14 protein-coding genes are annotated in these 13,103 nt (G+C 55.6%); 10 read left to right on the forward strand and 4 right to left on the reverse strand.

The features are described 5' to 3' along the window. Positions 1-29: 29 nt before the first annotated feature. Entirely contained in the window at positions 30-1,328 is a 1,299-nt protein-coding gene (gene hemL / locus G6R38_RS06665) for a glutamate-1-semialdehyde 2,1-aminomutase (protein ID WP_166821793.1), read from the forward strand. Between the two features lie 119 nt (positions 1,329-1,447). Then, positions 1,448-2,128 (forward strand): HAD family hydrolase, encoded by a 681-nt coding sequence (locus tag G6R38_RS06670; RefSeq protein ID WP_166821796.1) that lies wholly within the window; start codon positions 1,448-1,450, stop codon positions 2,126-2,128. 7 nt (positions 2,129-2,135) lie between these two features. On the opposite strand, the gene G6R38_RS06675 is transcribed toward G6R38_RS06670, so the two are convergent. The 3 genes from G6R38_RS06675 to G6R38_RS06685 all read right to left on the reverse strand — a co-directional run bounded on the left by G6R38_RS06675 (position 2,136) and on the right by G6R38_RS06685 (position 4,807). Beyond that, entirely contained in the window at positions 2,136-2,372 is a 237-nt protein-coding gene (locus G6R38_RS06675; RefSeq protein WP_166821799.1) for a hypothetical protein, read from the reverse strand. Positions 2,373-2,748: 376 nt separating this feature from the next. Continuing rightward, positions 2,749-3,936, reverse strand: a complete 1,188-nt coding sequence (locus G6R38_RS06680; RefSeq protein WP_166821803.1) for a diphosphate--fructose-6-phosphate 1-phosphotransferase — start codon at positions 3,934-3,936, stop codon at positions 2,749-2,751. Positions 3,937-4,051: 115 nt separating this feature from the next. Then, positions 4,052-4,807, reverse strand: a complete 756-nt coding sequence (locus tag G6R38_RS06685) for a glutamine amidotransferase (RefSeq protein WP_166821806.1) — start codon at positions 4,805-4,807, stop codon at positions 4,052-4,054. A 203-nt stretch (positions 4,808-5,010) separates the two neighbouring features. Between G6R38_RS06685 and G6R38_RS06690 the strand changes: the two genes are divergently transcribed. From G6R38_RS06690 to G6R38_RS06700, 3 genes are read left to right on the forward strand one after another with little or no spacing between them, the layout of a single operon-like run. After that, positions 5,011-5,442, forward strand: a complete 432-nt coding sequence (locus G6R38_RS06690) for a GNAT family N-acetyltransferase (RefSeq protein WP_166821809.1) — start codon at positions 5,011-5,013, stop codon at positions 5,440-5,442. 50 nt (positions 5,443-5,492) lie between these two features. Beyond that, positions 5,493-6,077 carry a DUF447 domain-containing protein gene (locus tag G6R38_RS06695; RefSeq protein WP_166821812.1) on the forward strand — a complete coding sequence of 195 codons (585 nt, stop codon included), beginning with the start codon at positions 5,493-5,495 and terminating at the stop codon, positions 6,075-6,077. Then, complete coding sequence (locus G6R38_RS06700; protein ID WP_166821815.1) at positions 6,074-7,051, forward strand: GHMP family kinase ATP-binding protein; 978 nt, start codon at positions 6,074-6,076, stop codon at positions 7,049-7,051. The genes G6R38_RS06695 and G6R38_RS06700 overlap by 4 nt, the downstream gene beginning before the upstream one ends. 17 nt (positions 7,052-7,068) lie before the next feature. Here the strand turns inward: G6R38_RS06700 and G6R38_RS06705 are convergent, their stop codons facing one another. Next, positions 7,069-8,745: a DUF1559 family PulG-like putative transporter gene (locus G6R38_RS06705; protein WP_166821817.1), complete on the reverse strand. Its 1,677-nt coding sequence runs from the start codon at positions 8,743-8,745 to the stop codon at positions 7,069-7,071. Between the two features lie 266 nt (positions 8,746-9,011). Here G6R38_RS06705 and G6R38_RS06710 point away from each other — a divergent pair, with 266 nt between their 5' ends. The 5 genes from G6R38_RS06710 to G6R38_RS06730 all read left to right on the forward strand — a co-directional run bounded on the left by G6R38_RS06710 (position 9,012) and on the right by G6R38_RS06730 (position 12,961). Beyond that, the gene (locus G6R38_RS06710) at positions 9,012-9,338 is read left to right on the forward strand and encodes a hypothetical protein (protein ID WP_166821819.1); all 327 of its coding nucleotides are present in this window, start codon (positions 9,012-9,014) and stop codon (positions 9,336-9,338) included. Positions 9,339-9,434: 96 nt separating this feature from the next. Further along, a complete protein-coding gene (locus tag G6R38_RS06715) occupies positions 9,435-10,523 on the forward strand; it encodes a hypothetical protein (RefSeq protein WP_166821821.1) in 1,089 nt (362 codons plus the stop codon). 152 nt (positions 10,524-10,675) lie between these two features. Then, positions 10,676-11,485, forward strand: a complete 810-nt coding sequence (locus tag G6R38_RS06720) for a phytanoyl-CoA dioxygenase family protein (RefSeq protein ID WP_206028492.1) — start codon at positions 10,676-10,678, stop codon at positions 11,483-11,485. Between the two features lie 111 nt (positions 11,486-11,596). Then, entirely contained in the window at positions 11,597-11,956 is a 360-nt protein-coding gene (locus G6R38_RS06725; RefSeq protein ID WP_166821823.1) for a 2Fe-2S iron-sulfur cluster-binding protein, read from the forward strand. Between the two features lie 36 nt (positions 11,957-11,992). Further along, positions 11,993-12,961 (forward strand): nitrilase family protein, encoded by a 969-nt coding sequence (locus tag G6R38_RS06730; RefSeq protein WP_166821825.1) that lies wholly within the window; start codon positions 11,993-11,995, stop codon positions 12,959-12,961. The last annotated feature ends 142 nt before the right edge of the window (positions 12,962-13,103 follow it).

Here is a 13,103-nt window from a genome sequence, read left to right on the forward strand (position 1 = left end):
GCTGATACCCCACAATACGGATTGAATCCATGTCCACGTCACTTTCCCACGCGAAAAGCCACGCCGAATTTCAGCGAGCCGCGCAGTTCATTCCCGGCGGTGTGAATAGCCCGGCTCGAGCGTTTGGTGCTGTTGGCGGGCAACCGGTGATCATGGCACGCGGGGAAGGCCCGTATCTGTACGACATCGACGACAATCGCTATCTGGATTACATCGGCTCCTGGGGACCGCACATCTTGGGACACCGTCCGGAATTCGTCACCTCAGCCATTCAAGCCGCGTTGGAAACGGGAACCAGTTTTGGCGCACCGACGGCGTTGGAAACGGAGATGGCCGAACTCGTGTGCGAACTGGTGCCCAGCGTGGAAAAAGTCCGCATGGTCAACAGCGGCACTGAAGCCACGATGAGTGCCATTCGTGTCGCTCGTGGATTCACCGGTCGCGATGTCATCGTCAAATTTGCTGGCTGCTACCACGGACATGTGGACGCACTTCTCGTCCAAGCCGGCAGCGGAGCGTTGACGCACGGCACACCGTCCAGTCCCGGTGTGCCAGCCGGGTGCACGTCGGACACGTTGGTCTTGGAATACAACGATATCGAAGCCCTGACCGCGGCCTTCCAAAACGAAGGCGATAAAATTGCCGGGGTGATTCTCGAACCTGTTGTTGGGAACATGGGCTGTGTATTGCCGGAACCAGGATTTTTAGAAACCGCGCGAGAACTATGCACAAAATACGGATCAGTCCTGATCTTTGATGAAGTGATGACCGGTTTTCGCGTCGCGTTGGGCGGTGCTCAGGAACGGTTCGGCGTGACACCGGACATGACGACGCTCGGCAAAATCATTGGGGGCGGTTTGCCGGTCGGTGCATATGGCGGACGGGAAGACATTATGCAAGCGGTGTCTCCGACCGGACCGGTTTACCAAGCGGGCACGCTTTCGGGAAATCCGTTGGCGATGGCGTCGGGACTGGCGATGCTGCGGGAACTCAAAGCCAATCCTCCCTACGAGCGTCTGGAAACATTGAGTACAAAACTGGTCGACGGTCTGCATCAAGCTGCCGAGGACGCGGGAATTCCTCACGTGCTCGCTCAGTGCGGCAGCATGTTCACGCTGTTCTTCAACACGGAGAAAGTCACCAGTTACGCGGTTTCGGCTCAGAACGACACTGATCGGTTCGCGAAATACTTTATGGGCATGCTGGACCACGGAATCTATCTGCCGTGCAGTCAATTCGAAGCGAATTTCGTGTCCAACGCCCACACCGATGACCACATCGAATCCACAATTTCCGGCGCTCGTGACGTCTTCGCCAGCCTCGCCTAAAACGCTTTTTTTTGTGAAGCGACCGGTGCTGTTTTTTCGTTGGATAACAACAGCACCGAACGCCGACATAGCATCGAAACTCCCGCTCAGCTCCCTCCCAACAAGCCAGCCAGCAGTCTATGAAAGCACTAATTTTCGACCTCGACGGTACACTTGTGGACACCGTCTACGCACACACTCTGGCCTGGCAACGCGTGTTCGCGGCAGCGGGGTTGGCGGTCCCGGCGTATGTGATTCATTCGCGAATCGGCTTGAATGGGAAGCTGTTTGTGCGATCGGCGTTGCGGGAGATCGGAAAACGGGTCACCGAAGATGAGTCCGCCGAGCTTCGACGTCGACACGGCGAAGCCTATGCGGAGATACTTCCGGAACGGACCCCGCTTCCCGGTGCGGTGGAGATTCTGCGTTCGCTTCGGCAAATGCAGGTGCCGCATGCCGTTGCGACTTCCGGCAAGCCAACGTCGATCAAAGAATCACTGGCTGCGTTGGAATTCGAAGAAGAAACCGCCGTGGTGGATGCGTCTCACGTCACGCATGGTAAGCCGAATCCTGAGACATTTCTGACGGCGGCCAAAAAAATTGACATCGCCCCAGAGGATTGTCTCATCGTGGGGGATGCCATCTGGGATGTTTTGGCGGCTCAGCGAGCCGGAATGTTGTGTGTGGCGGTTCTTACTGGCGGGAACGACCGCATGGAATTGATCCAAGCCGGTGCCCATCGTGTTTTTCGAGATGTCGGCGAACTTCACGCAAATCTTGATCAGTTCGGTTTCGACTTGGAAGACGAACCCGAACTGTGAGCTGCAGTTATGCCACAACTAAGGTCGCGGGACAATCCGTATCGGATGCCGACTCCAATTGATGTGTTGCCCGCAATTCCTGCGAAAGTTGGTTCTTGAAATCCGCCAGCGATGGCCATTCATCACGGTTCGGTTGCGATGTCACAACACGGTCCCGCAATTCCACTAAACACTGACTGATTCGGGAGTTGGAATTCAGCCCAGCGATAGTTTCGTTAAGCGAACATTTTCTTTGATCGGTCATGTCGACCTCAATTCCCATCTGACCCTTGGAGAGGTTTGGAGGTAAAGTGGCTGATCAAACCTCACCGATTGAAGCGAGCGCCAACAGTATAGAGTGCATGTTCTTCGAAAAAGGTTCCGGTGAAATTCGGTGGTCTCAATGCTTTCTACGAATAAAGTAGTGCGCTGGTTCAGAGGATTGGGAAAAGAATTCCCTTTTTTCTCCCAATTCACACGACTCATCTTTTAATACCCAGCCAATTCACGAAGTGGCTCTCAAAATTCGCTTGACGGCGAGAAAGTCTGGACATTTTTTGAATATGTGCATCAAGAGAAACCCGGAGTATTCCTAGGAAACACTCCGGGTTTTGAGAGATTCTGGCGGTTTTCGCTGGTGGTTAGCTGAATCGGGCGTAGGTCGGGAGTTCACCGACCAACGGGCTAACGTACTCCATGAATGCGTCCGTCACATCCATCCCATCGGCCGCGATGAATTCGTCTGGCATGGGACGCTCATGGTTGGCGACTTCGGATAGTGGTGCAGATCCTAGTTCGATTACGTAGGGATCATTAGACATACGGTCGATCGTCACCATTTCCCCACTTCGACCAGCCACGCCTCGTGCGACGGCTTCCTGACCGCAGCGGTAGGCTTCGTCGTAATCGAGCCCGACTCCACGATCGGCGGCACACATTTGAAGTGATTCCGTCACTTGGAATTCTCCTCGCCAACCAAACTCGTCGGAGAGAATTCGATGGAGCATCATCGCGGCACTTGTTCCCCCCATCGCTCCGAATTCGACGTTGTCGAATTTGTCTCGCGTAGTGGAAGCACTCACCGGGTTGCCGTCGGCATCGAGAATTCCTTCACCGCAAACGATGGACACGAAACCGTTTTCTTGTTGGGTTTTCTTCACTTTCGCCAAGAACGCTTCCCGATCGAACGGACGTTCGGGCAGCAAGATGATGTGCGGTGCGTCGCCGGATTGCTGACGAGCCATTGCCGCCGCCGCTGGCAACCAACCCGCCGAGCGTCCCACGGTTTGGAAGATGTTGAATTGATCAACCTTCTGCATGTCACGGGCCAACACCCCCGCTTGCATCACGCTCATGGCCACATAGCGAGCGGCACTGGCGAAGCCGGGAGTGTGATCGGTGCCGAACAGGTCATTGTCGACGGTTTTTGGCACACCCACGCCACGGAGTTCATACCCCTGAGTCGCGGCGTATTCGGTGATGCGATGAATCGTGTCCATCGTGTCGTTGCCACCGATCATGAAGAAGTATCGAATGTTGTGTTTCTTCAGGGCTTCCAGGATCGGACCAAAGTGTTCGTCTTGAAGTTTGAGACGTGTGGACCCGAGAGCACTACTTGGAGCCTGCCGAATCGCGTCGAGCAAATCGCGGGGTTGTTCCGAGAGGGCGATGAGTTGGTCGTTCAACACGCCTTCAATACCGAAACGCATGCCGTAGATGGTTTCAATCTCGTTGGCTTCGATGGCGGCATCGACCACGCCGACCAGTGAAGCATTAATCACCGAAGTCGGTCCGCCCGACTGCCCTACAATCGCATTTCCGTTGGTCATCAGTTCGCTCACTCTTTTGTCTAAAAGACGTTTCGTCGTAATGGTTGTTCGCTGAGTTCGCAACGCGAAACCCAGCGTGGTTCATCTTGTGAAAAGAACGCTTGGGAATTTCAGTCTAAGTGGGAAGTGATCGTCGCAGAGACGATAGCAACTGTCGCCAGAATTGGGCGTAGGAATCACCCACTTCAATAGCTTCGGCACCGTCTGCTTGGCCTTGCACGCGTCCATCACCCCAATCGACCCAACCACCAACCCAGTGCGGAGCCACATCCGTCGCGAGTGCCGCCGTTTGCCCCTGGCCATACTTCCCGACCACCAATAGCGGATGCGTTTCGCGGACGTTGAATTCGATCGCTTCAGACTCAGCAATCGCAATCTGAAGACGATCAGCAGCCAGCAGCGTTTTCGCATCGGGTTTTGCGTGGAACCGATTGAATCCCCCGATGCAAGGCGGACGGTCTTGCCAGGGAAGTCCATCGACCGCGGGATGATTTTGCAGGACGCGCACGAGGGCGGATTGATCGCAATTGATGCGGTCGTCCTCGGTTTGCAGCGTCACAGGCAGTGCGTCGGCAATCTTTGTGCGATCCCAATCCCCACCGAATCCGTGGAAGGACTCCCAGCCGCCAATCATGATCAAACCGGTTCCCGCTTCGACCGAACTCAACAACGCGGTTTGGGCAGCGTCGTTCATTTGGTCGGCGGGATAGTCCGAGAGAATCACCAAGTCACGGGGTTGCATCTCGTCCGGCGTGATTGGTTGATCGCTGGGAACGTAATCGAATTCCCAGCCCCATGAAGCCATCATGCCAGCCAGATACGAGGCGGCAGTCTCCAGGTTGGTGTCACCGCAATAAAGAATGGGAGCCATCAGATAATTAGTCGCTCAGTGTGCAAACGGGCGGAGTTGGTTGGATGAAATTGCGATGTATTGTGGATCAAACGCAGGGCAAACACAATCGCACCGGGCGAAGGGAACGGAACCAACTTTCCTGGCGATAGTCGAGGCGGCTCGAAATCGTTACACTCGTCCGTTTGAGCTCGCGGACGTTTTTCATTTTACTGAATTTTGCGATGTCCAGTTCCGAACCCGAAACCTGCGTTGTTCGACCCGCGCACTCACAGGATGTGACGGAGTTGGCCAGCTTTATCGAACCGTTCGTTGAACTCGGCCAGCTTCTACCACGAACGCCGGACGAGCTTGATGGATTGGTCCATCATGGATTTGTCGCGGTGCTGAACGATCGGATTGTCGGGTTTGCGGCACTTGAGGTGTATTCGAAGAAACTCGCCGAGGTGCGGAGTTTGGCGGTCGATCCGAATACTCGCGGGCATGGCGTAGGCAAACGACTCGTGCAAGCTTGCATCGATCGGGCGCGTGAGATGCACGTGCTCGAAGTGATGGCCGTCACCGCAACAGAAGAATTCTTCAGGGCCTGTGGATTCGATTTCACCTTGCCCGGCCAGAAGAAAGCGATGTTCATTCAGACTCGCGATCAAGTGTGATCGAAAGACGGCTTTCCCGGAACTGCCAAACATCAGGACTGTTTGCGACTATGATTCTTGAAGGTATCGTCACCACTCGCAATGCGAACGGAACCGTGAACGTGGCCCCGATGGGACCGATCGTTTCACCGACGATGCAAACACTTCGATTGCGTCCGTTTCAAACATCAACGACCTATCAGAATTTGAAACGTGGCGGCGAAGGCGTGTTTCATGTGACGGATGATGTGCTTCTCATCACCCGCGCGGCATTGGGATTGTTAGAGCAGACTCCGCCGACATTTGCAGCAGAGACAATCGCTGGCGAGGTGCTTGCGGATGCGTGTCGTTGGTACGAATTTCGGGTCAGTTCGCTGGACGATTCTCAGGACCGTACGGAGATTGACGCGAGCGTGATTCATACCGGACGGCTTCGTGATTTTCTCGGTTTCAATCGCGCGAAACACGCGGTGATCGAGGCGGCAATTTTGGCAACGCGGATTCATCTGCTGGATGCCAACGATCTTCAGCGACAGATCGAAGCACTGCGTTCGCCAGTCGAGAAAACGGCCGGTTCCGCCGAACGGGAGGCCTTCGCACTCGTCGAGAGTTTCATTTCCGAGCGGTTGACGGCGGCGTGTGGTGAATCGACATGACGACAATTCATGTGGAGACTGGTTGCCGACTTCATTTTGGTTTGCTCTCTCAACCGGGCACAGATCATGGTCGGTTCGCGGGTGTCGGAATGATGCTGGAATCGCCCGGCGTCCGCCTGATTGCTTTGGAATCGATGGCCGACGGTGTTATCGCCGACAAGTTTACCACCGCTGCTCGTGACCGTGTGCGGACATTTATGGAGCGGTTTCGGGAATCCTCACCGGACGCGTTTCCGAACTGTGAGATCCTCGTCGATTCAGCGATTCCATCCCACGCGGGGCTTGGTTCTGGAACGCAACTTGGGTTAGCCACTGCAACGGCGATCGAGCGACTTTCCGCCCGCCAAGAATTCGTGAGTCCTTGGACTCTCGCAGAGTGGGTTGGTCGCGGAAGACGGTCGGGCATTGGCATCGCGGGTAGCCGCACCGGCGGTTTGCTGCTCGATTCTGGAGAACAGCAAAGCGGCGAACACCGTGTGCGACGCATCGCCGTACCGAAGTCGTGGCGGGTCGTGCTGATCACCCCGCTGGACGAAACCGGTTTGTCTGGTGCCGCCGAGTTGCGAGCCTTCGACGAGTTGCCGCCAACATCGCGGTCTGAGGTCGATCGCTTATGGAAACTGGGTACGGAACGTCTTGCCCCTAGCGTGGAACACGCTGATTTCGCGGCGTTTTCCGAAGCGGTTTACGAGTACGGATTTGGTGTCGGCCAAACATTCGCAGCCGTCCAGGGCGGCCCGTTTGCGAACTCCACGACAGGAGCGATCGTGGAGTTCTTGCGGGTGAGTGGAGTGCGTGGTGTCGGTCAAACGTCATGGGGACCAACGGTGTTCGCGTTTGCGGCCGATCGGAAATCCGCCGGCATGATTGTGGAATCGCTGCACTCGCAACCCCATTTCGGGCGGCTGGCGACTCACATCACCCGCCCCCGAAACACGGGAATGGCCATCACACCTGCCGATCCACGCAAATGACGAAAGCGTCAGCCAAGCTATCGCGGAAATTCGACGATCTGCCCATCATTCCGTTCGATGAGTTTGCGGACGGTTTCGTCTTCGAGTGTTTTCTCGATGAATCGAACGGCTCCATCACAGAATGCCGCATGAAACCCGTCTTTGTACCAACCGCCGAATACGGGCAGTTTCTTCGCTTCGGGGTCGTAGGCGATGTCGTCGGGTTTGGTCCATGGGACTTTCTTTTTGGCTTCGACAATCATCCAGGTGTTCGATGAGCCATCAAAGATATCGGCGAAACGAATTCCGTCGCCGTCTTTGGGACCGAACGCGGTTTTCTCGCCGACGATCGCAAAGTAGCTCGTGTTCGTGGACTCCGTTTCGTCGTCGGGATGGCGATAAACGGACGGCATTTGGTCGAGCAATTTCTTGTTGTGCTCGCTGTCCCACGGTTCGTCGAAGTGGTACTGCTTGTGTAGTTCGTTGGCTTCGATGTACGGCAAAATGGCGACTCGCCAACTGACCGGCGTTTTCCCATCAGGACCAGTGATGACCGGCGGCGGGAACTGGCCGTGCACATCGTGATAATTGTGCATGGCGATGCCGAGATGTTTCATATTGTTCTTCGATTGAATGCGACGGCTTCTCGCGCGAAGTTCGATCATCGTGGGAACCATTGAGGCGATCGTCTTTTCCATTTTCTCCCCCGACCAACTCGCCGTCACACGGATGGTCCGTTCTTCGCGTGTGATCTTGGTCGTCTTCAGCAGATCATCCGACATTTGCAGGAACGCCGAGAACGCTTTGGAGAAAGCGTCGTTCGTTTTTTGATCGTGCTTCGCCAAATACGCGAATGCGTTTTTCTTCAACAACCGAACCGCATCGAGCGTTTCCTCGACGGCTTCCACCGAACCGTTTTCCTCGACATCTGCAACGACTTCTAGCTGCATGTCATCGCCCACACTGACATTCCAGACCATGGTGTCCACGTCTTGCCAGAGTGGGGCGAACATTCCCAAGAACGGTTCGAGCACGACCAAAGACGGGTCCGCTGGAAACATCAGTGGGCGAGTGGCATGCCGACGATTCCGTGACATTTGCCGCATCATTTCCATGCCCATCTCAATGAGTTCCTGGCCTCGCGAGACGTTCTCGTAGGCCATGACCGAGGCATCCGGTTTGACGTGGGAATGCCATACGGGTGGGGTCTTCATCGCGGCGGAGTCGATGACGGTTTCCATCGCTCCATCGCCTTCGGCGACGATCAGGGTTTTCTCATCAGGGAACCAAACGGAAACCGGACGGAATTGGGAGTCCGTATCTTTACGATAGCGTTGCCCGCCGTAAAGAATGACTCGGTTCTGTGGAATTGCCGTTTCGATGACGGTGTCTTGGTCGATCGGTTCTTGGGTCTGTAGGATGAATGCCGTGTGGAAACGACCGATCGCGGGATCAATGATCGAAAGCGAAATCATCAATCGTTCCACGTTCTCGATCGGCACACCATGCAGCGGGTTGAGTAGCCGTCCGTTCTGGAAAAGTGGGACCAACTTTCGTACGGTGTCAGAGGACAACATCTGAGCCGGTCGAATCCCCACGGCTAGCAACGCATGTTTCGGTACATACCGAACCGGAAACGCCGATTGCGGTTGTTGGGCTTGAACTCCGGATAATATCAGCATCCAGGCGGCGACACAGAGAAGGCCGCTTCGCATGGAGTTTCGTCGAATCTTTGGGCACATCGCTGGACCTCCTGAACGCAAAAGATTGGTGCTGGTAATTTGTACCAGCATACTCGGGATCAATCAGGCTTGCCAATCCGCCGGGTTGGCTGGCATGGAAATCGCTTAAACATGGATTGTGCCACAGAACATTGACTTTTGTGGCGATCACGCCTCGTCAATCGGTTCGATGTCGATGATTCGCATCATCTGAGTTGTTCGAAGGCAACATCGTTTTCGTTCTGTTGAATGAGTTTGACATGACACTCTGCCCGAAACCTACGACCGCGATTTGGCCCGTCATTGTGTGGGGAGTGCTCGGGGTGTTTCATGTCGATGCGAACGAAGCCGTCGCAGACGATTGGATGTTCCGCCGATCGTATTACTCCCACGAGATTCCCGAAGAACTCCGTGAAAATTATCCACCGCCCCCACCGCGACGGACAGCGTACCGACGCCCCATGACCGGCTACGGCCCTGGTTTTGCCGTTCGAGGAGGCTATCGCTGGAACCGGGTGACCCTCGGTCGCGGACGCAACACCGACACTCTGATGCTCCGCGAGAACTTTTTCGAGTACCGCCCGTAAACCGAATCTGATCTTGTACAGATGGCGGGAAATTTGATATTCACCCGCCTCTCTCTCGATCTTTTCATCTCGCCGTTGGCATCGGAGGCCAATTCCGTGTTGCGAACACTTGCGCTGATGTTCGGCCTCGGATGGGCGGGAATTGTGACCGTCCTCGCTGACGAGACGGTTCCGGAATCGCCCGTTCCGTTCGTGCCACCGAGTCCGTCGAATCCTGCGGAGCCATCTACTCCTGTCGTCACCGAAGAGGCCGTCGGCACTGCAACGGTGCGATTAGAATATTCGAATGAGCTGTCGACACCGGACGAGGTTTTCGCGGAAACCGTGGTCGAAGACGGGACGACATCCGAAACCACCACGGAAATCCAAATCGGAACGGACGGAGATTCCGACCTCTGGCCGAAGGTGGCGGACTTTTCCGCAGCGCGGTGGTACCCCGATGGTGGGGGACTCACGTGGTTGCCGGGGCATCGAGATCGGTTCGGCATGTTCAGTCTGCGTTCGGAATCCGCGGGCCAATTCAGCAATTGGGAGAACTTGTCGCTGCTCAGCGGGATGTCGTTTCATTTTCTTAATGGTCCGGTCAGCACCGATCTGCCCTCCAAACTGTTTGATTTCGATTTGGGTCTGCATTGGAACGGTGAAGTCACCGACGGCTGGTGGGCGAACCTTCGTGTCACCGCCGGTGTGTATTCCGACATCGAAGATAGTGCTCGCGACGGCTGGCGATTCCCGTCCGAAGCGATAGTATTCACCGATTGGTCCAACGACGCGCAAGCGGTGTTCGGGGTGAAGTATTTCGATCGTCGAAATTTGGTCGCGCTCCCGGTGGGTGGTGTCATCTTGCGACCGGATGACCAACTGCGACTCGAACTGTTGTTCCCCGAACCGCGTGTCGCATGGCAGGTCTCGGAAGATGATGACGGCACGCAACGGTGGTTGTCACTGTCTGGACAAATCGGTGGCGGTGAGTGGGCCATCGAACGGGCCGACACGGACCTGGCCGACGTGGTCACGTACAACGATTACAGTTTGGTGCTCGGCTTCCATCGGTTTGCACCGGGCGTGATCGACAACATGTTCGAGATCGGCTACGTCTTCGCACGCGATCTGGAATACCGCTCCGGAGTGGGCAACTTCGAGCCTGAGGAATCGATTTTCTTCCGTCTTTCGGCTCGGCATTGAGCGAAAACGCCAGCGATTGTCGTCATTTGAACGGGCTCTCGGTTTTCCCCGATTCGACCCTGCCCAAAATTGTGGAACCATCGTAGAATGGGGAGCACCACACCGATAACGTTTGGGGTGATTGATCTTCTGTTCTCAAGGTTCAAAAAGTTATGAATGAACCGTTGGCCGCTTCGCATTCGACCGCGATGGAATTCTCGACCGACGAACTCACGTTCTTCGAGCAAAACGGATTCGCGATCGCGCGGGGACTTTGCGAAGAAAGCTTGCGAACGGAGTTGTTGCAGCTCACGCTCGACGGACTTCACAGAGATTTGCAGCCAATCGAGTACGAAGCCGACGTGCACTACCCGGGTTCGCCGGAATCACGAACGGCTACCGGCGGTCGAACCGCAAGACGGCTCAAGCAAGCCCATAGTCGAGGCATCGCGTTCACGGAATGGGCGATGCATCCGAAAGTCGTCGGGCGATTACGACAACTGCTTGGTCCCGAATTGGTTATGCCGCTGGCTCATCACAACTGCGTGATGACCAAGCAACCGGAATTCAGCAGTGACACGGGTTGGCATCAGGATATTCGGTATTGGTCGTTCGCCGAACGCGAGTTGGTCAGCGTATGGTTGGCGCTCGGGGCAGAAAACGCTCAGAACGGTTGTTTGCAAGTCATCCCAGGTTCGCATCGTATGCTGTTCGACCGAGAACGATTTGACGACGATTTGTTCTTCCGAACCGATCTCCCGGAGAATCAAGAACTCATTCGTCAGAAAGTGATGGTGGAATTGAATCCTGGCGATGTGCTGTTCTTTCACTGCCGGACATTCCACGCGGCGTCTCGGAATCACACGAGTGAGACGAAGTATTCCCTGGTCAACACCTATCGTCCGGAAATGAACCGACCGCGTCCGGGGACGCGATCCGGGACTTGGCCGGAGTTGGTCATCCCGTCGCCGGGTTCACCGTAGTTGGTCTTGCGATGGGATTTGGCGTCTACTGGAATTCCGTCTCGTTCGTCGATATTATCGGGACCCATTGAATCCCATCCCACGCGATCGAAGTTTGCGGAAACGCCTATCATGCCCACGGTTAATTTCGTCAACGAGAAGAAAAAGGTCGAAGTTCCCGAAGGAGCGAACTTGCGGAAAGAAGCCCTGAAAGCGGGCATCCCGATTCATCCTTCCATGAACCGCGTTCTCAATTGCAAAGGCTTGGGATCGTGCGGGACTTGCCGGGTGCTGGTTCGCAAAGGCGTCGAGAATGTCAGCAAACAGGGGCTTCGCGAGAAATTGCGATTCCTCGCAGGACCGCTGTTGTTCTTCGCTCGCTTGGGGAAAGAAGACCAACTTCGTCTCGCTTGCCAAACGAAAGTCAAAGGCGATTGCGAAATCGAAACGCAACCTGACAGCAATTGGCACGGCGAAAAATTCTGGGCCTAAACACTTCGGAGCGACACCGCTGGATGGAGTGAATCCGTGCGAGACATCCGCATTGCGGCGGCTCAATTCGAGCACAAGAACGCTGATCCGTCGTCCAACCTGTCTCGCATCGATGCACTCACTCGGCGAGCCGTTGCGGACGGGGCGGAGGTCGTCAGTTTTCACGAGTGTTGCATTTCCGCTTACTCGTTCGTGCAGGCGTTCTCGAAATCGGAACTGCTCGAAATCGCGGAACCCGTTCCAGACGGCCCGAGTGTGCAAGCGTTGATGGATCTGTCTGGCGATCACGGTGTTCCGTTGCTCGCGGGACTGTTCGAACGCCGACGTGAAGCGAATGGCGAACACAACGTCTACAACACCTATGTGTGTGTGAATGGCAATCAACTTGTTGCAAAGTTCAGCAAGTTGCATGCGTTCGTGAATCCGAATCTCTCGTCGGGTTCGGAATATGTTGTGTTCGATCTGCTAGGGTGTCGATGCAGTATTCTGATCTGCTACGACAACAACCTTATTGAGAACGTGAGAGCGATCACACTGAAGGGGGCGGAGGTTGTCTTCATGCCCCATGTGACGGGGTGTTTGCCGTCGGTGATGCCGGGGCGGGGTGTTGTCGATCCGGAACTCTGGGCCAACCGTGAACGGGACCCGGTCCGTTTGCGACAAGAATTCGACGGTCCCAAGGGGCGTGGTTGGCTCATGCGTTGGCTTCCCGCCCGTGCCTACGATAACGGAATTTACGCCGTCTTCACCAACCCGATCGGCATGGACGACGGCGAAGTTCGCAACGGCAACGCCATGGTGCTTGATCCATTTGGCGAAGTGATCGCGGAGTGTCACCAACTCGATGATGACGTAACGGTTGCCCTTTGCACGTCGGAGAAAATTGATCAGGCGAGCGGCCGTCGCTACATCCGGGCTCGCCGTCCCGACCTGTACGATGAACTTGTCAAACCCACCAGCGAGCCACCGATCACGCAACCAGGCTGGAAGTTGCGAACGAAGTAGCCGCATTTTCGGGAATCTGCCGCGATCAAGCGATTTCACCGATACCCAATCGGCACACCTTGGTTTGATGACCTGCGGGGCACTTTGCTGGTCGCATCTCCCGCAAGCCTTAGGAACAGAGTCACCGACCGAGAGGGAAAGC

Origin of the sequence: Thalassoroseus pseudoceratinae (genome assembly GCF_011634775.1) — a bacterium.
In the GTDB taxonomy this organism is placed as follows: domain Bacteria; phylum Planctomycetota; class Planctomycetia; order Planctomycetales; family Planctomycetaceae; genus Thalassoroseus; species Thalassoroseus pseudoceratinae.